Here is a 24,182-nt window from a genome sequence, read left to right on the forward strand (position 1 = left end):
ATTATGATTTACTCCTATTTATAATGGAATGTCTGGGTAAAGTTTAAACAGGATTAGATTAAGGAAACTCATGTCCCGATATCGAGGGCCACGCCTCAGAATTGTACGTCGCTTGGGCGACCTGCCAGGATTAACTCGTAAAAGTGCTAGACGCGCTTATCCGCCAGGGCAGCATGGTCAGAACCGCAAGAAGCGCTCTGAGTACGCTATCCGTTTAGAGGAAAAGCAAAAGCTCCGCTTCAACTATGGTTTGACAGAAAAGCAACTGCTCCGCTATGTACGGAAAGCCAGACGTGTTACTGGTTCTACCGGACAAGTGCTGCTGCAATTGCTAGAAATGCGCTTGGATAATACCGTTTTTCGTTTGGGTATAGCTCCGACTATCCCAGCAGCTCGTCAGTTGGTGAATCACGGTCACGTCAATGTTAACGGTCGTGTAGTTAATATTGCTAGCTACCAAACCCGTCCCGGTGATGTAATTTCTGTTAGGGATCGGGAACAATCCCGGAAGTTGGTGGAAACTAACTTGCAGTATCCCGGTTTAGCAAACCTCCCTAGCCATTTGGAGTTTGACAAAAATAAGTTAACTGGGAAAGTTAACAGCGTTATTGAACGCGAATGGGTGGCACTACAAGTTAATGAACTCCTTGTGGTGGAATACTACTCACGGCAAGCGTAAGAGAGTGCTGAGTGCTGAGTACCGAGTGCTGAGTTTTTATGACTCAGAACTCAGGACTCATTACTCAGGACTGTCTTATCCACCAATTTGTGACATAGTGCGGGTGTATGTACCCGTAATCCCAGAATCACGCTGTTTGTAGTTAATTTCTGGCTTGATTGCCAGTAACTTCCTGACCTGCGTTTGTAATTGAGCGGTGCTGACACCGGAACGCAAAGCAGTTTTTAAGTCTATTTGACCAGTTTCATTCAATAAACAGGGACGCAGCCACCCATCAGCACTAAGGCGCATCCGGTTACAACGATCGCAAAAACACTCCGACATCTGACTGATAAATCCTAGTGTTCCCAAGGCTCCTGGAATCCGAAACACATCAGCGGGGCCTGCACCACGAACTTGTGATTCTGTCAAGCCCCAACATTCACGGATGCGTTGTCGCAACTCGGCGGAAGTTACCCAACCGCGATCGCCAAACAAATGCCAATTGCCAATGGGCATAAACTCAATAAATCTAACGTGCCACTGTTTGTCAATAGTTAGGGCAGCTAAATCTAGAACTTCGTGGTCGTTGATCCCAGGAATCACCACTACATTCAGCTTCAGCGGGTCAAATCCAACGTTATAGGCAGCTTGAATTCCATGCCAAACTTGTTGCCAACGGGAACGACCATGATTACCGATAATTTGATCAAAAGTGTCGGGATCGAGAGAGTCTAGACTAATATTAATTCGGCGTAGACCAGCATCGTAGAGATTTTGCGCCATTGGGGCTAGTAAAAACCCATTGGTTGTCATTGAAAGGTCTTCAATTTGGGGGAGAGATGCGATCGCTCTTACTAAGTCCGTCACACGGAGACGTAGCAGAGGTTCCCCACCAGTCAAACGAAACCGAGTAAAGCCTAAAGGGATAAACACCTCTTGAATCAGAGTTAGCAGTTCCGCATCAGTTAACAACTGCTGCTTGAGGATATAGTCTAATTCTGCTCCCTCTGGCATACAGTATTGACAACGGAAATTGCAGCGATCAATTAAGCTAATTCTGAGGTAGTCTAACTGGTTCATCGTTTTATTTTTATTGTCTGTGATTAGTTACAGACCTTACCAGGGTGGTTTACCCCTACTTGTAGGTGTAGGAGAGCCAGTGCGTTGCGGTAAATCAGCGCTGCGTTCGTGGAGAGTCTCAAAGAGAAGAGAAGTTTGAGCAAAGTCTTCTGAGAACTCTGAGCGGAGGAAGCCTCAGATCAGGGTTCGATGTCGGCTCCAAACTTCAGGGAGAGTTTCCCAGAAAAGGCGGCTGTGTTTGCCTTTGTCGCCAAAGGGGATTTACCTGCTTTGTTCGCTCTTAGCGTTCCCGCTTTCTTAGCAACTGGCGTATGCCAATGTGTAAAGGTCTAGCTGTATAGGTGTAGGAGGAAGAGATTTTCATTCCTGCTTTGTGGGTTATAACTTGTGACTGACTAGCTTAAGAATTGATTCCTTGTAACTGACTGTCTGGAAAATGGCTGTAAGAGTGTAGAGGGGAGAGATTTACATTCCCTCCTGTCTCCAAAGCTACATACTACCTGTAAGAAAGCTCATAGGAAATGATTCATCGCAGAATATAAATAAGGCCATAAGGAGAGATTTACATTCCCTCGTTGTGGGCTATTGCTCGTGACTGACTAGCTTAAAAATGGATGTAAGGGCTAAGGACTAGCCTCTAGCCCCTATTTTCAACTGAAGTTTAAGGGAGTAGAGGCAGGGATAGAGGCGCACCGCTGTGCGTCTGATTATCCGTTTCTACTGATTTCGTCGCAACCACTCATCCAAGCGAGATATTTCTACTGCGCGGTTCAACACCAATCCATTAACTTTATTCCAGCCAGAGTGAAGGGCGACAATATAATACTTGCCGTCAATGTTAGTGATAATTGCTCCTCCAGATGCACCGCCAGTAGTATCGCAGTTGTGGTAAAATAAGTTATCCCTCTGGCGAAGGATGCTGCAACCTAAATGAACACCAGCAGTCATGCTTTCACCGGCGGTCAGGGCTTCGTATCCTTTTTTCTTAGGATTAGGGAAATCACCAGAGTAGCCTACTAAAGCAAATTTTTTTGTATCTCCAATTAGAGTAGAAGCTGGGAAAGATTTCCAGCCTAAATATCCGTATTTCCTACCGAGGGGCTTGTCTAGTTTCAAAACAGCCCAGTCGTCTACGAAATCCTCTAAATTTCCCCGTTTGAAGTCTGTGCCGTAATAAACACTGGTTGCATAAGCCACATCCTTTTGATCCCGGACGATACCGTTAATTAAGTTCGGTAAAAATGCGATCGCTTTACTCACCTTTCCGGTTTCTGGATTAATTACACAATGAGCATTGGTTAAAACAACGTCTTCAGCAATTAACGTTCCCGTGCAACTATAACTCCCATCATCACCTGTTCCCTCAATTTTTCCAACTGCTGACCAAGGGTATTTTCGGCTAGTCATGGGAATGCGATCGTCTGAGCCAATAATTGCCCGCCGATTTCCAGGAGGTTCTTTATCTTCAGGCTGATTAAGCACTGAAGGTTCTCCCTTGGTTTGCAACTTAAATACTGCTGGATTTTGAACTTTAGTAAAGCTTGGTTTGGCTGGTTGAGATTGTGTTTGCGCTGAAACTGATGCCCAAATACTCAAAGTCACGGCACTAATTGTTGCTACACAGGTAAAAATAAATTGTTTAGATTTCAACATACTTTTTATTAAAAATCACTGTTTTTGTATGGAATCGGGGACAGTTGAGAGTTGACAGTTGAGAGTTGACAGCGGGCAGTTGACAGTGGACAAGGGGGACAAGGTAAGAAAAGATAACCAATGCCTTATTCTCGCCATTCGCCAAGTAAGGTAAAGCCTGCCCAAGAGTAAGGATTTCGCCACTGCTCCTGTTGCCATAATTTGAGCTGTGCAGCTCTCAAGGCGGCAGATGGGGACTTATTTTGCTGTAACATTTCGCTGTAAAATTTTCGCATTAATAGGGATGTCGCCTCGTCGTCAACGCTCCATAAAGACACTACAACCCTCGCTGCGCCTCCATACATTAGCCCTCTTGTCAACCCTACTAATCCTTCTCCCTTCACTTCCTGCCCTAATCCAGTTTCACAGGCACTTAGCACCACTAATTCTGTTGGTAAATTAAGGTTGAAGATTTCATTCAACCGCAGAAAGCCTCTTTGGGGCTTGCCTTGTTTATCAACTAGAGATAGTACTATGCCTGATAATTCTGGGTCATTGCTGTCTAGAAAGCCGTGAGTGGCAAAATGCAGCATTCGGTATTGGCTAAGTTGTTTGCTGGTTGCCCAGTTGTAGTTAGCATCAAAATCCAAAGCTTGCAGCTTATCTGACGACGATACTAGTTTGAGAATCTCCTGTGCCTCAGTGCGAGTGTCTTTGAGCCTTTCAATCTGGCTGCGGTTAACACTTCTTACTGACTGCTGGAGGGCTGACTGTTGTAGTTGAATATCAGGGTTATTAGGGGTATTTGGGGATTTGCCAGTGACGCGCTCATCTTCAGCACTGTATACCGGATCTGCAAGGATGGCTAGAGTTTTCGGTGCTTTGGTGCGTCCTTTGAGTTCTTTGCGGAGAATGGCAATCGTAGAGGCGGAAGGCAGACTAATAATTTCATGGTTGACAACCAATGGCTGATAGACCTCTCCCCCAACCCCTCCCCTAGTAGGGGAGGGGAGTTGAACTTGCTCCCCCTTCCCTACCAGGGAAGGGGGCTGGGGGGTTAGGTCATTTAATGCTGCAAAAGGAATATATTGCAAAGCCTCATCACCAACAATTACTAAACGTTTTTGCCCCAACTTTTCAGCTACTGGTGCAAGGATAAGTTTGCTGAGTTCGTCAGCAGCTTTAGCTGTTTCTTCAGGAGATACTCCTTGCATCCCTGGGTTTTTTAAATAGTTGTTGTATAAATTCTTTGCCGCTTTTTCTATTTGTTCGCGTCCAGGAAGTTGATAACTATTAACAGAAGTGGGTGTGACTGCCCACAAATAGCTGCGTTCTTTACCCAAAGAATACTCTAATAGCAGGGTTTCTTTATCTAGTTGCTGTTGAATTTCCTTTAAGGTGATGGGGTTAGGATACTTGAGTGCTGCATATTCAGAGTTAGTCGTGCGGATTTTTGCCTCAAGTTCTTGCTTTTGCTTGAGCAGGGTTTCAATTTCTTGTGTAGTGGCTGTTACGACTTGATCTGGTGCTTCTTTTTGACTTGCTAGTTGTGAGAGTTTTTTCTCTTTGGCATCAATACGCCATTGTAAACGCCGTTCTTCTGCTAAGAGTTTGGGGTCAACACCTTTTTTGATATCTACGTTAGCTTCTGTGAGTAGTTCTATCAAACCTCTAGCGCGGGAACGTTCGCTTGCTTGCAGTGCTAAGGCATCGTATCCTTTTGATGGGTTTTGTTGGTGTAACTGCATCAACAGGTCAATATAAAACTCGTAATACTTCTGCACAGTTGCAAAGTAGGAAGTACGCAGTTCTCCACTGGTGACTTTACTACGTGTATCTTCAACGATTTTAATTGTTGCTTCTATTTGGGGAAGGGCGGCGTTGAGATTACCTCTCGTGCGTTCTGTAAACGCAAGATTGTAAAATGTGTCAGCTTCACCTGTATGATCGCCTAATCTTCTCTGCAATGCTAATTGTTGGTTGTAAGTTGCGATCGCTTGTTGGGATTGTTTTAATGAATTGTAAGCTTTACCAATATTGCCCAAAGCATTAGCTTCTGCATACCGATTCCCTAACTTCTGCAAACCAGACGCTGCTTGTTGAGAAAATGAGAGTGCTTTTTGATAATCGCCTGACGCTTGGTAGACTCTACCTAAGTAGGCAAGGGCAAGAGCTTCGGTAAAGGTATTTTTTTGTTGATGTGACAAAGAAAGCGCCTGATTGGAAGCATCAAGCGCTTTAGAATAATCTTTTAATGATTCATAAGTCCTGATGATGCCTGCAAGTGTGGCAAATTCCTGAATAACATTTCCCTGTTCGCGTTGCAACTTCCGCGCCTGATTGAAGTACTCCAGTGCTTTGAGATAATCTTCTGTGACTCGGTAAGCATTGCCAATGTTTTCTAGGACTTGAGCTTCTTGTGTGCGATCGCCTATCTTTTTAAATATATCCAGTGCTTGGCTAGAAGTCTCAATACTTAACTTATAGTCGCCCAATGAACTGTAAACTGTAGCAATATCTTTGAGGGTATCCGCTTCTCCAGCTTGATTATTCACCTGACGATTAAGATCCAGTCCTTGGTTGTAAGAATTGAGTGCTTGCTGATAATCGCCGAATGACTGATAAATTCCAGCGATGAGGCTCAGTGTAAAGGCTTCTCTGGCACGATCTTTTCTGGCACGCTGAAGCATAAGTGCTTGGTTTAAGGAATCCAGCGCTTTCTGCTTTTCACCCAATTGGTCATAGACAAAGCTGATTTGGTTGAGAACAGAGGCTTCTCCATAAGGATCACCTGCTTTTTGGAAGAGCGCTCGCGCTTGATTATAGTAATCTACTGCCTTCTGAGGCTCGCCTGAGGAATTATAGGCTCCAGCGAGCGCCATAATAATAGAAGCTTGATCTTTAAGATTAAATACAAGGGCTGTTCCTGAAAGAGTTGCCTGCGCTTGCCGTTGCAATTCTAGCGCTTGGTTTAAAGAGTTAAGTACCTTTTGATGCTGACCGAAAGAGGAGTAGACTGAGGCGATATGGTTGAGAACAAGGGATTGCCCAACCAAATCCTTCCTCGTACGTTGGATCTTCAATACCTGATTGTAAGAGTCTAAAGCCTTTTGAGGTTCACCTAATTGGGAGTATATTAAGCCGATCGCCTGGAGAGTGTCAGCTTGTCCATCCAGATTCTTTTGACCACGTTGAATTACAAGGGCTTGATTATAGGAATCAAGTGCCTGCTTGGTTTCGCCCAATTGAAATTGAACTCCGCCAATGCTAATCAGCGTTATTGCTTCAAAATCAGGTTTTTTGTTGGTGTGAAAGAATGACAGTGCTTGGTTGTAATATGAGAGCGCTTTTTGTTGATCACCCAAGTTGGAATAAGCACCAGCAACAGAAGAGAGCATAACAGCTTCTCCAAAACGGTCTTTGATTTCACGTCTGATAACTAGTGCTTGATTAAAATATTCCAGTGCTTTTTGGTTGTCACTCGCGACAAAGTAGAGAGTTCCGAGGGCAAAAAGTGTCGTAGCTTCCGAATTGCGATCGCCTATTTCTCGCCAGATTTTTAGTGCTTCTTCATATTTTGCGATCGCCTGTTGCTTAGATTCTGTTGTGCCTTGCTCATACAGCTTCTTTGCTTCATCCAACAGTTGTTTTCCCTGTACAGAGGCTCCTTTTACATCCTGTTGTGTTGTTTGTGATTGTTGTACTATCTGCAATCTTGTACTTCTGGGTGTTGCTCCCACCGCATCAAATAGCAAAACTCCAGTCAATAAAAAAGTCAAGCTGCAACAGGTAAAATTTGGTATAAAGCACCAAAAAATACACCGATACTTTAATTTATTCATTCTTAAGCATTAACAAATAATAAACAAAAATAATTACGCAGACAAGAATGCTGCTAATAATAAATTATTCAGCTTTTATCAGCAATATTGCTGAAATTTTATTGTTATTTTATGCATTTTTTAGACAATATTCGCTTTGGTTTCTGTTTTTGTAACATTGTTTTCTAAACAAAGAGGATTTGGGCATTGGATATTGGTTATCCTTCCTTGCTTTGTCCCCCTTGTCCTCCTTGTCTCCTTGTCTCCAATCCCTATTCCCGCCATTCCCCAAGTAAGGTAAAACCTGCCCAAGAATAAGGATCACGCCACTGTTCCTGTTGCCATAATTGGAGTTGTGCGGCTCTGAGGGCGGCGGCTGGAGATAACCCACGCTGCAACATTTGGTTGTAAAATTTCTGCATTAACAACGATGTCGCCTCATCATCAACATTCCATAAAGACACTACAACCCTAGCTGTACCTGCATACATTAATCCTCTTGTCAATCCTACTAATCCTTCTCCCTTCACTTCTTTACCCAGCCCAGTTTTACAAGCACTTAGAACTACTAACTCTGCGGGTAAGTTGAGATTGAAGATATCATCGAGTCGCAGAAGACCTCTCTGGGGTCTGCCTTGTTTGTCAACCAGAGAAAGCACTATCCCAGATAATTCTGGGTCGTTGCTGTCAACCAAGCCGTGGGTAGCAAAGTGAACTATGCGGTATTGACTTAGTTGTTTACTAGTTGCCCAGTTGTAATTAGCATCAAAATCCAAAGCTTGTAGCTCATCTGATGACGGCACTAGTTTGAGAATCTCCTGCGCTTCAGTACGAGTGCCTTTGAGCCGTTCCATATTGCCGAGGTTGATATTGCTAACAGACCGCTTCAGGGCAGAGGCTTGTAGTTGAATGTCGGGGTCATTGGTAATATTTGATGGTTTGATAGAAACTCTCTCATCCTCAGCACTGAATACCGGGTCAGCAAGGACAGCGAGATTTTTCGGTGCTTTGGTGCGTCCTTTGAGTTCTTTGCGGAGAATGGCAATAGTAGAGGCGGAAGGCAGATTAATAATTTCATGATTGACTACCAATGGCTGATAGACCTCTCCCCCAACCCCTCCCCTAGTAGGGGAGGGGAGTTGAACTTGCTCCCCCTTCCCTACCAGGGAAGGGGGGGTTAGGTCATTTAATGCTGCAAAAGGAATATATTGCAAAGCCTCATCACCAACAATTAATAGGCGTTTCTGCCCCAACTTCTCAGCTACGGGTGCAAGGATAAGCTTACTGAGTTCCTCAGTAGGTTGAGCTGTTGCTTCACCAGATACTCTCTGCATTCTGCGGTTTTTTAAGTAGCTGTATAAATTCTTTGCCACTTTTTCTATTTGTTCGCGTCCAGGAAGTTCATAACTATTGAGAGAATTGGGTGTAACTGCCCACAGATAGCTGCGTTCTTTGCCCAAAGAATACTCTAATAGCAGGGTATCTTTATCTAGTTGCTGCTGAATTTCTTTTAAGGTGATGGGGTCAGGATACTTTAGTGCGGCGTACTCAGGATTTTGGCTGCGAATTTTTATCTTGAGCTGTTGCTGCTGATTCAGGAGGTTTTTAATTTCTTCGGTCAGGTCTGTTAATTGTTTGGGAGTACTATCTTGATTGGCTAGCTGTGAAAGTTTTTTCTCTTTGGCATCGATGCGCCATTGCAAATTGGTTTCTTCTGCTAGTAGCTTCGTGTCAACGTCTTTTTTAATATCTACATTGGCTTCTGTTAACAGTTCTACCAAACCTCTGGCGCGAGAACGTTCACTTGCTTGCAGTGCTAACGCATCGTATCCTTTTGATGGGTTTTGCTTGTGTAATTGCATCAACAGGTCAATGTAGAACTCGTAATACTTCTGCACAGTTGCAAAGTAGGAAGTACGCAGTTCTTCGCTGGTGACTTTGCTACGTGTATCCTCAACGATTTTAATTGTTGCTTCTATTTGGGGAAGAGCGGCGTTGAGATTACCTCTAGTGCGTTCTGTAACCGCAAGATTATACAATGCGTCAGCTTCACCTGTACGATCGCCTAACCTTCTCTGCAATATTAATTGTTGATTGTAAGTTGCGATCGCTTGTTGGGATTGTTTTAATGAATTGTAAGTATCGCCAATATTACCTAAAACCTTAGCTGCTGCATCTCGACGCCCAAACTTCTGCATTCCAGCTACAGCCTGTTGAGAGAATGACAGTGCTTTTTGATAATCACCCGACGCTTGGTATATCCTACCTAAAAACGCCAGGGCAGAGGCTTCGGTAAAACTGCTTTTTTGTTGGCGTGCTAATAAAAGCGCTTGGTTTGCAGCCTCAAGTGCTTTCGGATAATCCTTTAATGACTCATAAGCCCTAATAACGCCTGTAAGTGTGCCGAATTCTTGAAAAACAGCCCCTTGTTCACGCCATAATTTCAGCGCTTGGTTGTAATTATCTAAAGCTTTGGGATAATCTTCCGTGACTCGGTAAACGCTGCCAATGCTGTCTAAAGTTTGAGCTTCTTGGCCGCGATCGCCTATGCTCTTAAATATCGTTAGTGCTTGATTATAAGTTTCAACACTTAAAGTATAATCACCCAGTGAACTGTATACTAAAGCGATACCCTTGAGTATAGATGCTTCTGTGGAGCGATCGCCAACCTGACGGCATAAATCCAGTGCTTGATTGTATGAGTTGAGCGCTTGCTGATAATCCCCCAATGATTGATAAATTCCTGCGATGTTACTGAGGGTGAAGGCTTTTCTCGCGCGATTTTGATTAGCGCTTTGAAGCACAAGTGCTTGGTTCAAAGAATCGAGGGCTTTTTGCTTTTCGCCCAAAGATTCGTAGACAAAGCTAATTTGGTTGAGAACTTCAGCTTCTGCATTGCGATTACCCAATTTTTGCAAGAGCGATCGCGTTTGGTTATAGTAATCTAAAGCCTTCTGAGATTCCCCTAATGCATTATAGGTTCCAGCAATCACCATCAGAGTAGAAGCTTGCTGAGTCAGGTTCAACGCCAGGGCTGTTCCAGATAAATTTCTTTGGGCTTGGCGTTGTAGTTCCAGCGCTTGGTTTAAAAACACAAGTGTTTTTTGATTTTCGCCTAAAGACAAATAGACTGCACCAATGAAGGTTAGGTTATTAGCTTGTCCAACTAAATCCTTCCTAGTGCGTTGGATTTCTAAAGCCTGATTTAAGGAGTTTAATGCTTTTTGTGGTTCGCCCAATTCGGTGTAGATTCTGCCGATAGTGTTGAGAGTATCAGCTTGTCCAATCAAATCTTTCTCAGCAACTTGAATATTTAGAGTTTGATTGTATGATTCGATTGCCTTTTTCGTCTCGCCTAATTGAAAGTAGAGGCTGCCAATTCTTTGTAATATCGTAGTTGTCAAATTGTGCTCGCCGATTTCTTGCCAGATTTTAACTGCTTGTTGATATTTTGCGATCGCCTGTCGTTTAGATTCTACCGTGCCTTGCTCATCAAGTTTTTGCGCTTGTGTCAACAGTTCCCGCGCCGAGGCTCGTTTTGCATCTTGCGTTGTTACTGACTGTTGTGCTATCTGCCATCTTGCATTTCTCGGTATTGCCCCAACTGCATCAGACAGCAAAACCACAGTTAGCAAAAAAGTTAAGCTGTAGCGGGAAAAACTGGCTAGCAAACACCATAAAATCCGCTGCGACTTGTGGTTTATCCTCATTCTTCCTCAACCCACGATTTAGTTACAGTCAGAATTACGCCGAGACGAATCCTGCTATTTGTAGATTATGTTCTGTTCAGCGCAGTTGGGGAAAATGTATTGTTATTTTACGAGTTATATTATTGTGGCTTGGGTTGAGAGGTTGCGATCGCTAAATTTTAGTAATATGCAGGCAATGGTTAGAACAGCGCCGAGGGAAAAATATGACTAAGCTGATCTTAATTACTGGTGTTAGTCGGGGTTTAGGTTATGCTATGACCGAGCAGTTTATCCATCAAGGGCATACTGTCATTGGTTGCGCTCGTTCTCAAAAAGCAGTAGACAAATTACGCCAGAAGTTTGGCTCACCTCACAGTTTTTCTGCTGTAGATGTTGCAGATAATCAACAAGTTAAAGCTTGGGCGGAACGTTTACTCAGCGAATACGAAGCACCAGATATTTTGATTAACAATGCAGCAATCATTAATAACTTAGCGCCTCTGTGGCAGATTCCAATATCAGAAATTTCACAACTGATTGATATCAACATTAAAGGAGTTATTCATATAATTCACCACTTTGTTCCGGCTATGGTAGAGAAGAAAAGTGGCATTATTGTTAACTTTAGCTCAGGCTGGGGACGTTCTACTTCTGAGATGGTGGCATCTTATTGCGCTTCCAAGTGGGCGATAGAAGGGTTGACTCGTTCGTTAGCACAGGAACTGCCTAGGGGAATGGCTGCTATTCCTCTCAATCCTGGAATCATTCATACTGATATGTTAGATATTTGCTTTGGGGAAGAAGCTGCTGATTACACACCCGTTTTTGATTGGGTATTGAAAGCTGTTCCCTTCATACTTAACTTAAAATCCACAGATAATGGAATTCCTTTAACTGTTCCTACATAAGAGACTTCCAAAAATAACATAATTATCTAACTGTAATAGATAAGCGAGTACAGTATAGTGAAGCTTTCTGTGAAGTTATACCAATTTGAAAAAAGAATGTGACAAATAGACCATCCGTAGAGACGCGATTCATCGCGTCTTCATCCAAGGATGTGTTGTAATCATTAATTGAATTGGTATTATGTTGGCTTTTGAGAAAAGAAGCTCAGTTATTGTGTGATTGGGTAATATATTTTCATAAAAGTAAGGATGTTCAATTTTCTGCATTTACAAACACTCAGACTTCAAGTTTAAAAGAGTCTTCATGCATTGCCTGCTTGTAATCTTGTTAGTTTCTAATGGTCACTTGTTACCAAACTAAACATAATCGCTTTTATCAAGCAAACAGCATTCTAATTTCTCAACTATCTTGATAATTAAAAGTAGAAAGCTTTACACGTTCTATAATATTTATTCATAATGCTTTGGCTAAAATAGTAGCAATTGTTGCTGATAGAAGCAATTGCTCGCGGTAATATTCCCGTATTTCCTCAAATAAAATCTTAAGAACTCCTGGCTCTAAGCAGACACCTAAGTCTTCATAGATTAGACAAGTAGGTTGTTCTTAGGATACTCATGTGCAAAAATCCAATAGAAGGCAAATGACGATAAAAAGCTTCCAGAAACTAGTAGCATTGGCAAATGAACACGGAATTAATTGCCACGCAACACCAGAAGAATGTTTAATTGCATCTTTACCTGGATACGACGATTTTTTATTAGCTTTTACTTGGTCTGGAGCAATTGAAGGAGAACCACCAGAGCATGAATTAATAGCAATTAGTGTACAGGACATTACAAAAGAAATTACAGTAGCAGCTTGGCAGATTCCTACTTATTTGTTTGGTAACGTTTTAAGGCAAGCACAAATGCTTGTAGCTGCTCATCAAGATTTTATTCAATAAAATGAATCGATATCTGCGTACTAGGAAAAAGATTAGTTTTGATAAAATTAATATCCTAGTACGTAATAATTCAAAATTTATTAGTTATAAAATTAGAATTAATAAACTAGATGATTACTAATTTATTAATAAAGTTTTTCCCTAATTCCCTAAATAATCTAAATATTCTAACTATCCTAACCTGATATTTGTGGCTGCTGACGGCTAATGCCTTTATTCTGCTGTATACAGAGTTTTTCAGATTCATAGACCAGTTTACTTCAATTCTAAAATCAATTTTTAATTAAAGCTTAACTTCATTTTAATTAAATTATAAATTAACACAATCATACAAAATTTTCATTAATTGAATAGGCAGACATTTGATTATTTTGTATTAAATCTATTAGAGATATGCCTAAAGATAGATACTGTTTCTTGTAAAGAAGATTACATTCGTAACGAAATGTAAATAAGTTAATCAAAACATATGGCTGATATTGTTGATACTGCTGTAAGCGCTGGCTCTTTTAACACTTTAGTTGCTGCTGTCAAAGCTGCTGGTCTTGTGGATACCCTCAAAGGCCCTGGCCCATTCACCGTTTTTGCACCTACTGATGAAGCATTTAATAAGCTTCCAGCAGGAACAGTTGACGCTTTACTCAAGGACATTCCAAAGCTCAAGAAAATCCTGACTTATCATGTAGTTTCAGGTAAAGTATTAGCTGCTGATGTAGTTAAGCTGAAATCAGCTACTACTGTTGAAGGATCTGATGTAAAAATTGACGCTTCTAATGGTGTCAAAATAAATGATGCGACTGTTGCAACACCAGATGTTGCTGCTGATAACGGTGTTATCCACGTCATCGATACAGTATTGATTCCTGCATAACTGAATTTTAGAATCGTAGATGAAGCAAATACTAATACTTTGTTTGATCTACAATTCTGATTAATCCTGTTGTGTATCTATGCTTTAGAAAATTTCTACCAGTGTAAAATTCTTTAGCATAGCAATCTTATTTGATTGGTGAGAATTGAAAGTGTCAGAACCCCAGTTTCTCTAAGAAAGCGGGGTTCTTGCATCTTAATTAAGATTTCTCTAACGTTGATTCGTCACGTTTGTATTGCGTATAGGGCTAAGTTTAATACACCATAAAATCGGTTTAGTGAAGATAAAAATATTAAAACACATTCTTTTAGATACAGGTTTAATTGAAATTAGAAGTAAAAGAAGTCACTGACTTTATCTTCGAGAAGAAGTGAGAGTTGTGATTCTTTTTTATTTAGAAAAAGTATTGTACTTTAGTTAAACAGTTTCTAAAACCTATTAACGCCAGGACTTACGCAACTGGCGCACATATTTTCTGGTATAAGAGTCAATGGTCAAGGGTCAAAAAACCTTGACTTTTGACTTTTTGACTCTGGACAACCTCCACGAAAAAAATATGACGCTTGCGTAAGCCCTTAACACTTCTGAAGGTGAAACAATAGTAGTTAATACAAATGAACTAAAGGAAATTTGAGTTTATCTCACCACTCAAGTACTCAGATTGTGCCATAATAAGCCGGTCGCATACACTAGTTAGCTATCAATCGTGCAAGATACCGACTCTATCAACGACCTTGCTGCTGCTTTACAACAGCCAGCAGACCTTACCTTTGAACTACCCGATCCTGAAGATGATCAGATTCTGGAGTCAGATTTTCAACAGCAGCTTGATGTAGCTTGGCAAGTATGCGATCGCTTCGATCTGCAAACCGAAATCTGGCGGGGGCGCATTCTCCGGTCTATCCGCGATAGAGAAAAAAAGGGCGGCGACGGTCGCGGTACTGGCTTTCTCAGATGGCTCAAAGAAAGGGAAATCAGTAAAAGCCAGGCCTATGCTTGGATTCAACTAGCTAATAGTGCTGATACGCTTTTAGAAGAAGGAAAACTTGATGCAGGAGCAGTAAATAACTTTAGCAAACGGGCTTTTGTCGAAACATCCAAATCATCCCCAGAAGTGCAACAGATGGTGAGTGAGGCCGCGCAAAAAGGCGATCGCATCACTAGGCGAGAAGTGCGTCAACTCACAGATGAATGGACAGCGATGTCCTCAGATTTGTTACCCGAACCAGTAAAAATAAAAGCAGCAGATAACACACTTCCGCCGCGCTACATTGCCCCTTTGGTGAAGGAAATGGAAAAACTGCCAGAATCTCACCAAAAATTCATCCAAAAAGAAATCGCTGCCAATCCAGATATCGATACCCTCAAACAGGTAACCACAGAAGCCCGTTATCTAGCAAAATATCTGAAATCTGCGGCGCAAGTTCAGGCACTCACACAAGAAGATATAGATATTGAAACAGCCCTAGAAGAAGCTCAAAGAGTCGGCTGTTTGAGCGTAGCTGCTGACTTAGTAAATCAAGCATCCCAAATAGAACAAACGATCGCCAAGTTATACATGACTTGGAAACGCATTGGTAATTTAGCAGATAGATTATATGTTGATACTGGTGCAAGTACACCGAATTTGCGATCGCTCTTGACTTGCTTGGAACCTCTCGGTGGCGAAATCATGGAATTGCAACTCAGCGGCGCAACTGAACATACTGTCCGCCTGCAAATCCAAGAAACAAATTAGCCAGTCAGGAGTAGAGACGCGATTATACTCTTACGAGAAGCCACTCTTCGAGCGTCTACGCGTCTGTACAGTCAAGAGTCAATATTTATTATCCACTCTGCTCCTACTTCCTAGCGCACAGCGCAAGATGCCACATTGAGCGCGGAACTATGGGGCGTTACAGTTGGTGCTTGAGCGACTAGAACCACATTACCATTAGCATCCACAACCCACCCTTGGGCTTCCACAATTTCACTAGATTTATTGACTAAACTAACTTTTTGTGCATTTCCTTCTGTGTTCTGCTGTTCTTCAACGATTACTCTATTCTGAATACTTTCAGCACGGCTCTCTTGCTCAGGCTCCAGCGTTATCCAATCTACCAGCACTGCATCAGCTGTCAATGGCTCTATGGGGCTAGATGCTATTCCACCACGTCCAGTGGCAATAAATGAACCTTTTGCTATTTTTTCGCCAGAATCACAGCTAGCAGCAATTTGCTGCGAAACATCAACTAAATTTACTGGTAATTCTACTAATCCTTTACTAGGATCAACATCCGGTGAATTGATTTGAATTGTGCCACTTAATGAGGTATTTTCCTGAGAAAACGCCGTGATATCGTTCGTTTGCAGCTGGCTTGGGTCTAATTTTGTTGAATCTTCAGTTTGCAAGAGTCTCACTAAGTCTGCACGTGTACGTGGCGTAAATCCAAATATGCTTTTAGCGTTGATTGTGACTTTACCACCAGAACCAGAGAAAGCATTGGCAGTGATATCGCCATTTTCTAAAGGCGCAGCGACGATGAAACCATTAGGTGCATTGATGTTGATATTACCGCCATCTCCACCAGCCCTAGCTGTACCTGCATTCGTAGATATTTGACTGTTGCGGCGCATTAATAATAAGTCTTGCACATTGAGCGTAATATCCCCGCCTTGACCTAAGTCAGTTTCAGCAGAAAGTTTGCCTTTATTGTCTAGAAGTATAGAGTTAGCCGTTATCTCTAGTGCGCCTGGTGTTCCTAACTTACTTGTATCCCCAAGAGGAATTACATTCTGTGGAACGTTAACATTTACAGTTACTTCAGCTCCGTCCCTGACAATCAATTGGTCAGTTGTGATGTTAACTTTTCCCCCATTTCCATATTCTAGAGTTCTAGCCGACAAGCTACTAGGATTATCTATTGGTGAAGTTCCAATCAGCTCTACTGACTTAGAAGCATTCACTGTTACATTCCCTCCATCACCTGTAGCGGGTAATAATTGTGAGTTCGCTTCTAAAAAACCAGAGCCTGCTAATACCTGCGCTCCGTTTTGAATACGTAATCTTCCAGTGTTTATCCTGATGTTACCTGCATTTCCATCAGCAAAAGTTTGACTAAACAATCCAGTATAAACACTTGGTAAGGTATAGCCTGCTATCAAGTCTACAGACTTAGAGGCATTTACTGTCAAATTTCCTCCCTTACCGTTACTTAAAGTGGAAGTAATTACCTGTGCGCTATCCTCAAGAATGAGGTTGTCACTAGTAATATTTATGCCTTTACCATCTCCCTCACTTGTAGTTAGACTTAGCAAGCGTGCAAGATAACCACTGAGTGCCACTGTCTTACCTTGTAAGTGGATACTACCCCCAGCGTCACCACTAGTATCTACCTGAGATGAAAATTTAACACCATTAACAGTTCGCTGATTTATTTGAATGTCTTGGAAACTGCGGACATTTTCATATCCTAGAATCCAGGTTTGGTTCGTGAGATTTAGTTTAACTAGACTATTACCTGCAACACTTCCTAGTTCAATTCGTCCCGACTCTGCTGTTAAGTTTCCACCCTCTAGCTTGATATCACCACCTACAAGTGCTAAGGTTTTACCAGGCTTTACCTGTAAACCAACAGGTTCTCCTAAGACATTAGTTGTTGTACCATCGGAACTACTAGCTTGGGATTGATTGCTGATGGGAGCCACAGTTGCCCCAAATTGTAAGCCAACAGGTACACTTACTTTCAGTAAAGATGTAGTTTTGGGATCTGTGGCACTAAATTTAGTTCCATCGTCAAAGTTCAGACTACTGGCTGTACTTGCCACAAAGGAACCACCTATTTGTAGAGAAGCATTAGGGCCAAAAATAATCCCGTTGGGATTGATTAAAAACAAGTTAGCTGTGTGTTGAGCTTTAATAGTGCCTTCAATATTAGAAACAGATTTACCTGTTACTCGGCTTATAATGTTCTGAACACTTTCAATATTATTAAATTGAACTGTAGTTCTATCAGGTATAGAAAAATCTTTAAAACTGTGGAACAGATTACGTCCATTTTGCGATAAGGTTCCACCTTCAATAATTGTAATAGTTTGGCTCTGTTGATTAATTTGAGAATTGACGGGTAGAGTACCATCCTGAGCGATTTGAGCAACAGCAGAGTTTCCAGAAAAAGCTATTGCGCTAACTATTACAACACCTAGCTCTTGACACCAAGTCCAAAAATTACTCATACTTGATATCACTTTGTCCAAACAAGTAAAATTTGCTCAGCAAACAACAGTCTTGCTAAACCTATAACTAAATAGACTATATCAAAATGGGTAATCAGCATTTTACTTTTTTCAAATAAACACAGAGTTTCACTTCATAAACAATAAAAAGTAGGGACACAAATATTTTATGTCCCTACGAGCAACCTACAACCTATATTCCAAATAACTGAAATAAGGTGTTCATTAGGAAGATTCGGCAACTTCACTACTGGCAGCTTACTTATTGAGAGTTAGCCTCCAATTCCATGAAATCACTTCCGAGATACTAGGTTTTATAAGGTAATGTTATTCTCTTGATTCTCAATTGATTCATATCTTGGGGCAAGGGCAAGGACAAACACCTATCTTTGGACACCAGCAATCTGCCAGCACGCTATACTTACCTAGATTTAATTTTGAACCAAGAGCGTCCTCCAGTGCATCAAGAGTACTACTCAATGAAACCTTAGTTAGGTCTAGATTGCACTCAAATTGCAGGATATCGTCTCCTGATATTCCATATTTTTGAAGCAGATTACCGAAGTCAACGTTTTTTAAGCTCGCACGCACTTCCTGTTGAATCTCGCTTTGTAACTGTTTTAATGTCTCCGCATCTAGGGGTCTTGATTCTGATGGTTGAAAAGTCATGGATTTTTTTCCTTGCAGGCTGGTAGATGTATGAACTTAGATGTAATTTACTAATTAAAAGAGTTTCTACCCAATGCGAACCATATTTATACCATATTAAAAACAGAGTTTTATTGACTAAAATCTGTTACCCAATGTTGGTAATAAAGGCTAAAGAATACAGTTTGTAGAAGGGTATGAAAAAATTAAGTTGTAAAGCTCTCTCAAATTAACTCTAATTAATTTGCGATGCAGCTTACGTGGTAGAATTATACATGATGTCACCAATATTCATGCTTTTCTAGTAAATTTTAGTTAGAATTTCATGAATCTGATTGTTATTTGCTGCTTAGTCAACAGAATTAATTAAGACAAAGTTTATTAACTATTAATTAATATTTGTTTAATCATATTTAGTCCGTTGAAGAGGCTGATAAAGAATAGTGGAACACCTAAATTTTTCGTCCACTTCACATCTTTGCCAACTTTCCTGACTTAGTTCTTAATCCCCGTTGTGGCAATACCCCGAATAAACTGACGCTGACCTATAAGAAATAATACCATCACTGGAACTGTGGCAATTGTGACTGCTGCCATCATCAAAGGCCAATTGTTCGTAAATTGCTCCTGAAACTCTGCTAGTGCTAACTGCACAGTTCTTAATTCTGGGCGTGTCGTAAACACCAAAGGCTTAAACAAATCGTTCCATTCGCCGATAAAGGTGAACAAAAACAACGTTACCAAAGCAGGACGTGCTAAAGGTAACATCACTCGCCACAAAATTTGCAGTCGGTTCGCCCCGTCTATGGCTGCGGCTTCCTCCAACTCCACAGGAATTGTTTGGAAATACTGACGTAATAAGAAAATACCAAAGCCGTTGACAGCAGTTGGTAAAATTAACGCTCCGTAAGTGTTAATTAGGTGTCCCCACTTTAATACCAAAAATATTGGAATTACCAACAACTGAAAGGGAATTACCAAAGTTGCCAAGACAACCAGTAGCAGTGCTTGGCGTCCCCGGAACTTTAGCCGTGCTAGGGCGTAACCTGCCAATGCGGAAGTGACAATCTGAAACGCCGTTACAGCGATCGCTACCAAGGTAGAATTAGCAAACGCCAGCAAAAATTTACCTCGCTGCCATGCTTCGCGGTAATTAGCTAAAGACCAGCTATTTTTTGGTAAAACTTCTAAAGCTGCTCCAGGAGATGCAAAGGAGGTGAGAAAAACCACAAGCAACGGTAGTAGGACGATAAATGCCCCCAGTAATAGCACTACTAGGCTCAAAAAATTGCTAGATTTCTGATTCAGGTTGGGTTTGGACATGAGTTGAGCTGCAAAGCATTTGTTTCTCTAGTACTAGAGCATCGTCCCCAGCAAAAGCTAATCTATAAAGATAGCGACTTGTTAAGTTAAATTAAACCACAGTGCTTGTTACTCTAAGTTCATAGGGTAAATTTAACTCTGGTATTAAATAAATCAAGTTTACAGGAGTAAACATACTATGCAGCAGCTTACAGACCAATTTGAAGAACTTGATTTCAAAAGCGAAACCTACAAAGATGCCTATAGCCGGATTAATGCGATCGTGATTGAAGGGGAACAAGAAGCTCATGAAAATTACATCACACTAGCCCAACATCTGCCGGAACATCAAGATGAACTAATTCGCCTCTCCAAGATGGAAAGCCGCCACAAGAAAGGATTTGAAGCTTGTGGACGCAATTTAGAGGTAACCCCAGATTTGCAATTTGCCAAGGAATTTTTCTCTGGACTACACCAAAATTTCCAAAAGGCAGCGGCAGAAGGTAAAGTCGTCACTTGCTTGTTGATTCAGTCTTTGATTATCGAATGTTTTGCGATCGCAGCGTATAACATTTACATTCCCGTTGCTGACAGTTTTGCTCGCAAGATTACTGAAGGAGTGGTGAAAGACGAATACAGTCACCTCAACTTTGGAGAAGTTTGGTTAAAAGAACACTTTGCAGAATCAAAAGCTGAACTAGAGGAAGCAAATCGCCAAAACCTGCCTATTGTCTGGAGAATGCTCAACCAAGTTGAAGGCGACGCCCACACAATGGCAATGGCAAAAGATGCTTTGGTGGAAGACTTTATGATCCAGTACGGTGAAGCGTTAAGTAATATCGGTTTCACTACTCGCGACATCATGCGCTTGTCAGCTTACGGACTGACAGGAGCTTAAAAAGTTCGGGGGTTATGAGTTATATATTATACTCTTAACTCCTGTATAGACGCGATTAATCGTGTCTCTACGCCTAACTTCTAACTATAACTAATAACCCCACGCTTTTGAGGCAGTACAAGCCTAATACAATAATACATGTTTGGTTTAATTGGACATCTGACTAGTTTGGAACACGCTCAAGCGGTAGCTCAAGAATTGGGATTCCCAGAATATGCCGATCAAGGGCTAGATTTTTGGTGTAGCGCCCCACCGCAAATTGTTGATAACATCACCGTTACCAGTGTAACTGGGCAGAAAATCGAAGGACGGTATGTAGAATCTTGCTTTTTACCAGAGATGCTAGCTAGTCGCCGCATCAAAGCAGCGACACGCAAAATCCTAAATGCCATGGCCCACGCCCAGAAGCATGGTATAAATATCACGGCTCTAGGTGGTTTTTCTTCAATTATTTTTGAAAACTTTAAGTTGGAGCAGTTTAACCAAGTCCGCAACATTAAATTAGAGTTTGAGCGCTTCACTACAGGAAATACACATACCGCCTATATTATTTGTCGGCAGGTAGAAGAAGCATCGAAACAATTAGGAATTGAACTCAAGAATGCAACTGTTGCTGTATGTGGGGCGACTGGAGATATCGGCAGTGCAGTTACACGCTGGCTAGATGCAAAAACAGATGTTAAAGAACTCTTGCTCATCGCCCGTAACCAAGAACGTCTTCAACTGTTACAAGACGAACTGGGGCGAGGGAAAATTATGGGTTTGAGCGAAGCATTACCTCAAGCTGATGTTGTAGTTTGGGTAGCTAGTATGCCCAAAGGCGTAGAAATTGACCCCAAGGTTTTAAAACAACCCTGTCTGCTGATAGATGGTGGCTATCCTAAAAACTTAGCAATGAAAATTCAGCATCCCGGTGTACACGTGTTAAATGGTGGAATTGTAGAACATTCCCTAGATATTGACTGGAAAATTATGAAAATCGTCAATATGGATGTACCCGCACGCCAGTTATTTGCTTGTTTTGCTGAATCAATGCTGCTGGAATTTGAGAAGTTATACACGAACTTTTCCTGGGGGCGAAATCAGATTACTGTAGACAAAATGGAGCAGATTGGGAAAGTGTCGATCAAACACGGATTTAGACCTCTGCTAGTTTAGTCATGAGGCAGTTGTGAACCAGTGTGGTCTTCTCCCAATGGGAGACGCCAAGGGCGATGGGGAAGCAGTGCTTTGGGCGGCTCCCCACGAGTAACTGGTGAACCCGTAGGGTCAATAGTCAGTAGTAAATGCATAAAAGAACTAACTGACAGCTGACAACTAACAATTAACTCAACACTAAAAACTCATAACTCTTAACTCATAACTTCTACAATGGCAACTACCGAGCGTAAACCGCTACTGTTGGATTTTGAAAAGCCGCTAGCAGAACTGGCAACTCGGATTGAGCAGATTCGGCAACTTGCAGAAGAAAATGGCGTTGATGTTTCTGGTCAAATCCGTCAACTAGAATCACGCGCTATGCAACTGCGTGAGGAAATTTTTACTAGTCTATCACCATCTCAACGACTGCAAGTCGCAAGGCATCCCCGCCGCCCTAGTACTCTTGATTACATCCAAGCAATTAGTGATGAATGGATGGAGTTACATGGCGATCGCTGTGGTGGTGACGATCCGGCTTTGGTCGGTGGTGTCGGACGTTTGGGTGGGCAACCCGTGGTGATGTTAGGTCATCAAAAAGGTCGTGATACCAAAGATAATATTGCCCGTAACTTTGGAATGCCTTATCCTGGCGGCTACCGCAAAGCGCTGCGGTTGATGGAACACGCCAATAAGTTTTCCATGCCGATTTTAACTTTCATCGACACACCAGGAGCTTGGTCTGGCGTGGAAGCCGAACATCAAGGTCAAGGAGAAGCGATCGCTTATAACTTGCGCGAAATGTTCTGCTTTGATGTGCCTATTATCTGCACAGTTATTGGTGAAGGCGGTTCTGGCGGCGCACTTGGTATTGGTGTCGGCGATCGCCTGATGATGTTTGAACACTCAGTTTATACTGTTGCCACCCCTGAAGCCTGTGCAGCTATTTTGTGGAAAGATGCTGCTAAAGCCCCCCAAGCAGCTGTTGCCTTAAAAATCGTTTCCCACGACCTGAAAAACTTAGGAATCATTGACCAAATATTGCCTGAACCCACTGGTGGCGCTCACTCTGACCCCCTGCAAGCCGCTATGACCCTCAAGCAAGCACTACTGGATAATTTAGACGAACTCAATCGCTTAACTCCTGTAGAACGACGCCAGCTGCGTTATGACAAATTCCGCAAAATGGGTATTTTCACTGAAGTTGCCCACTAGCGCTACTAGAGATGATTGATTAGATTAATCACAATGCTATAATTGCCTATGGCGCTTAAAGATTTTTAACAATCTGATCGGCCATAGGCATTTGTGTGTTCAGCAAATGTATTCAACTTGATTGAGTCGTTTGTGTAGTATAGAGTAATCAACTTTGATTGTACGGAATTCCTTCTCAGTCAAGTGATTATGCTGTCGTGACTGAGAAAAATTTAAAATGAGAATATACATACACTGGCAATGTAGTATAGCAGGCGTCACAGAAAAATCAACGGATTTTTAGATTTGTTTAACCTATCCAAACAGAGATATGTGAAGAATTGCGTGGCAATAGGCTTAGGGAACTGCCGAAAAATTGGGAGATACCATGAGTGTTGAGCAGAAACGACGCGCCTTGATTACAGGGGCAAGCAGTGGGATTGGCAAAGCAACAGCTTTAGTATTTGCCAAGGCAGGAATAGATGTCGCTCTAGTCAGCCGTTCTATGGATAAGTTGGAAGCGGTTGCAGCAGCAGCAAAAGAGACTGGAGTCGAAGCGAAAGCTTACGCAGTGGATCTAGCTTGTATTTCCCAAGTACAAGAAAAGATCCAGGCGATCGCCCTTGATTTTGGCGAAATAGACATTCTGGTAAACAATGCTGGCATAGCCTACACAGCTACTTTGAGTGATACTCCCTTAGAAGACTGGCAACAAGTAATTAACTTGAATCTCACTAGCGTGTTTCAATGCATCACTGGGATTTTGCCTGTAATGCGTGAGCAGGGTAGAGGCACAATTATCAACGTTGCCTCTATTGCCGCTAAGCAGCCCTTTCCTCATTGGGGAGCATATAGTGTCAGCAAAGCAGGTTTAATTGCCCTTTCTCAAACCCTGGCACAAGAAGAACGAGCCAATGGGATTCGCGTCACTACTATTTGTCCTGGAGCAGTCAATACTGAACTTTGGGACACAGAAACAGTCAAAGCCAACCTTGACCGCTCAAAGATGTTAACCCCAGAAATTGTTGCTCAGTCAATTCTCCACACTGTTTTGTTATCACAACACGCAGTTATTGATGAATTGATTTTGATGCCTAGTGCTGGCGCACTCTAATAGTTTTTTGTCATTAGTCATTAGTCATTAGTCATTTGTAAATCACCAATGACCAATGACTAATGGCC

Annotated in this window: 17 protein-coding genes; 9 read left to right on the forward strand and 8 right to left on the reverse strand. The window is 41.9% G+C overall.

What is annotated here, in order from left to right:
* Positions 1-70 precede the first annotated feature (70 nt).
* A complete protein-coding gene (rpsD, locus tag WKK05_RS30180) occupies positions 71-679 on the forward strand; it encodes a 30S ribosomal protein S4 (RefSeq protein WP_341526683.1) in 609 nt (202 codons plus the stop codon).
* Positions 680-754: 75 nt separating this feature from the next.
* On the opposite strand, the gene moaA is transcribed toward rpsD, so the two are convergent.
* The 4 genes from moaA to WKK05_RS30200 all read right to left on the reverse strand — a co-directional run bounded on the left by moaA (position 755) and on the right by WKK05_RS30200 (position 10,904).
* A complete protein-coding gene (gene moaA, locus WKK05_RS30185) occupies positions 755-1,741 on the reverse strand; it encodes a GTP 3',8-cyclase MoaA (RefSeq protein ID WP_341526684.1) in 987 nt (328 codons plus the stop codon).
* A 717-nt stretch (positions 1,742-2,458) separates the two neighbouring features.
* Positions 2,459-3,394: a trypsin-like peptidase domain-containing protein gene (locus WKK05_RS30190; RefSeq protein ID WP_341526685.1), complete on the reverse strand. Its 936-nt coding sequence runs from the start codon at positions 3,392-3,394 to the stop codon at positions 2,459-2,461.
* Between the two features lie 125 nt (positions 3,395-3,519).
* Positions 3,520-7,152, reverse strand: coding sequence for a tetratricopeptide repeat protein (locus WKK05_RS30195; protein ID WP_341526686.1), 3,633 nt, complete (start codon positions 7,150-7,152; stop codon positions 3,520-3,522).
* 314 nt (positions 7,153-7,466) lie between these two features.
* A complete protein-coding gene (locus tag WKK05_RS30200) occupies positions 7,467-10,904 on the reverse strand; it encodes a tetratricopeptide repeat protein (RefSeq protein WP_341526687.1) in 3,438 nt (1,145 codons plus the stop codon).
* 203 nt (positions 10,905-11,107) lie between these two features.
* Here WKK05_RS30200 and WKK05_RS30205 point away from each other — a divergent pair, with 203 nt between their 5' ends.
* The 4 genes from WKK05_RS30205 to WKK05_RS30220 all read left to right on the forward strand — a co-directional run bounded on the left by WKK05_RS30205 (position 11,108) and on the right by WKK05_RS30220 (position 15,344).
* Entirely contained in the window at positions 11,108-11,791 is a 684-nt protein-coding gene (locus WKK05_RS30205; protein WP_341526688.1) for an SDR family NAD(P)-dependent oxidoreductase, read from the forward strand.
* Between the two features lie 641 nt (positions 11,792-12,432).
* The gene (locus WKK05_RS30210) at positions 12,433-12,735 is read left to right on the forward strand and encodes a hypothetical protein (RefSeq protein ID WP_341526689.1); all 303 of its coding nucleotides are present in this window, start codon (positions 12,433-12,435) and stop codon (positions 12,733-12,735) included.
* Between the two features lie 469 nt (positions 12,736-13,204).
* Positions 13,205-13,606 carry a fasciclin domain-containing protein gene (locus WKK05_RS30215; protein ID WP_341526690.1) on the forward strand — a complete coding sequence of 134 codons (402 nt, stop codon included), beginning with the start codon at positions 13,205-13,207 and terminating at the stop codon, positions 13,604-13,606.
* A 706-nt stretch (positions 13,607-14,312) separates the two neighbouring features.
* Positions 14,313-15,344, forward strand: a complete 1,032-nt coding sequence (locus tag WKK05_RS30220; protein ID WP_341526691.1) for a hypothetical protein — start codon at positions 14,313-14,315, stop codon at positions 15,342-15,344.
* A gap of 110 nt (positions 15,345-15,454) precedes the next feature.
* Here WKK05_RS30220 and WKK05_RS30225 read toward each other — a convergent pair whose 3' ends face one another.
* The 3 genes from WKK05_RS30225 to WKK05_RS30235 all read right to left on the reverse strand — a co-directional run bounded on the left by WKK05_RS30225 (position 15,455) and on the right by WKK05_RS30235 (position 19,792).
* A complete protein-coding gene (locus WKK05_RS30225) occupies positions 15,455-17,821 on the reverse strand; it encodes a filamentous hemagglutinin N-terminal domain-containing protein (RefSeq protein WP_341526692.1) in 2,367 nt (788 codons plus the stop codon).
* 351 nt (positions 17,822-18,172) lie between these two features.
* A complete protein-coding gene (locus WKK05_RS30230; RefSeq protein ID WP_341526693.1) occupies positions 18,173-18,490 on the reverse strand; it encodes a hypothetical protein in 318 nt (105 codons plus the stop codon).
* A 474-nt stretch (positions 18,491-18,964) separates the two neighbouring features.
* Positions 18,965-19,792, reverse strand: a complete 828-nt coding sequence (locus WKK05_RS30235; RefSeq protein WP_341526694.1) for a carbohydrate ABC transporter permease — start codon at positions 19,790-19,792, stop codon at positions 18,965-18,967.
* A gap of 178 nt (positions 19,793-19,970) precedes the next feature.
* On the opposite strand from WKK05_RS30235, the gene WKK05_RS30240 reads away from it, so the two are divergent.
* Positions 19,971-20,669 carry an aldehyde oxygenase (deformylating) gene (locus WKK05_RS30240; RefSeq protein WP_341526695.1) on the forward strand — a complete coding sequence of 233 codons (699 nt, stop codon included), beginning with the start codon at positions 19,971-19,973 and terminating at the stop codon, positions 20,667-20,669.
* Positions 20,670-20,807: 138 nt separating this feature from the next.
* On the forward strand, positions 20,808-21,827 hold the full coding sequence (locus WKK05_RS30245) for a long-chain acyl-[acyl-carrier-protein] reductase (RefSeq protein ID WP_341526696.1): 1,020 nt from the start codon (positions 20,808-20,810) through the stop codon (positions 21,825-21,827).
* Here the strand turns inward: WKK05_RS30245 and WKK05_RS30250 are convergent.
* A complete protein-coding gene (locus tag WKK05_RS30250) occupies positions 21,824-21,961 on the reverse strand; it encodes a hypothetical protein (protein WP_341526697.1) in 138 nt (45 codons plus the stop codon). The genes WKK05_RS30245 and WKK05_RS30250 overlap by 4 nt on opposite strands.
* A 79-nt stretch (positions 21,962-22,040) precedes the next feature.
* On the opposite strand from WKK05_RS30250, the gene WKK05_RS30255 reads away from it, so the two are divergent.
* Together WKK05_RS30255 and WKK05_RS30260 are read left to right on the forward strand one after the other, a co-directional pair.
* Positions 22,041-23,021, forward strand: a complete 981-nt coding sequence (locus tag WKK05_RS30255) for an acetyl-CoA carboxylase carboxyltransferase subunit alpha (RefSeq protein ID WP_341526698.1) — start codon at positions 22,041-22,043, stop codon at positions 23,019-23,021.
* A 367-nt stretch (positions 23,022-23,388) separates the two neighbouring features.
* Positions 23,389-24,114 carry an SDR family oxidoreductase gene (locus tag WKK05_RS30260; RefSeq protein WP_341526699.1) on the forward strand — a complete coding sequence of 242 codons (726 nt, stop codon included), beginning with the start codon at positions 23,389-23,391 and terminating at the stop codon, positions 24,112-24,114.
* Positions 24,115-24,182: the final 68 nt, after the last annotated feature.

This window comes from Nostoc sp. UHCC 0302 (assembly GCF_038096175.1).
Classification (GTDB): domain Bacteria; phylum Cyanobacteriota; class Cyanobacteriia; order Cyanobacteriales; family Nostocaceae; genus UHCC-0302.

Bases quoted from the DNA above. Each gene is read 5' to 3' on its own strand.
- WKK05_RS30250 (WP_341526697.1), bottom strand. From the start codon at position 21,961: ATGCATTTACTACTGACTATTGACCCTACGGGTTCACCAGTTACTCGT.
- WKK05_RS30205 (WP_341526688.1), top strand. From the start codon at position 11,108: ATGACTAAGCTGATCTTAATTACTGGTGTTAGTCGGGGTTTAGGTTAT.
- rpsD (WP_341526683.1), top strand. From the start codon at position 71: ATGTCCCGATATCGAGGGCCACGCCTCAGAATTGTACGTCGCTTGGGC.
- WKK05_RS30235 (WP_341526694.1), bottom strand. From the start codon at position 19,792: ATGTCCAAACCCAACCTGAATCAGAAATCTAGCAATTTTTTGAGCCTA.
- WKK05_RS30230 (WP_341526693.1), bottom strand. From the start codon at position 18,490: ATGACTTTTCAACCATCAGAATCAAGACCCCTAGATGCGGAGACATTA.
- WKK05_RS30210 (WP_341526689.1), top strand. From the start codon at position 12,433: ATGACGATAAAAAGCTTCCAGAAACTAGTAGCATTGGCAAATGAACAC.
- WKK05_RS30245 (WP_341526696.1), top strand. From the start codon at position 20,808: ATGTTTGGTTTAATTGGACATCTGACTAGTTTGGAACACGCTCAAGCG.
- WKK05_RS30190 (WP_341526685.1), bottom strand. From the start codon at position 3,394: ATGTTGAAATCTAAACAATTTATTTTTACCTGTGTAGCAACAATTAGT.
- WKK05_RS30255 (WP_341526698.1), top strand. From the start codon at position 22,041: ATGGCAACTACCGAGCGTAAACCGCTACTGTTGGATTTTGAAAAGCCG.
- WKK05_RS30200 (WP_341526687.1), bottom strand. From the start codon at position 10,904: ATGAGGATAAACCACAAGTCGCAGCGGATTTTATGGTGTTTGCTAGCC.
- WKK05_RS30260 (WP_341526699.1), top strand. From the start codon at position 23,389: ATGAGTGTTGAGCAGAAACGACGCGCCTTGATTACAGGGGCAAGCAGT.
- WKK05_RS30240 (WP_341526695.1), top strand. From the start codon at position 19,971: ATGCAGCAGCTTACAGACCAATTTGAAGAACTTGATTTCAAAAGCGAA.
- WKK05_RS30215 (WP_341526690.1), top strand. From the start codon at position 13,205: ATGGCTGATATTGTTGATACTGCTGTAAGCGCTGGCTCTTTTAACACT.
- moaA (WP_341526684.1), bottom strand. From the start codon at position 1,741: ATGAACCAGTTAGACTACCTCAGAATTAGCTTAATTGATCGCTGCAAT.
- WKK05_RS30225 (WP_341526692.1), bottom strand. From the start codon at position 17,821: ATGAGTAATTTTTGGACTTGGTGTCAAGAGCTAGGTGTTGTAATAGTT.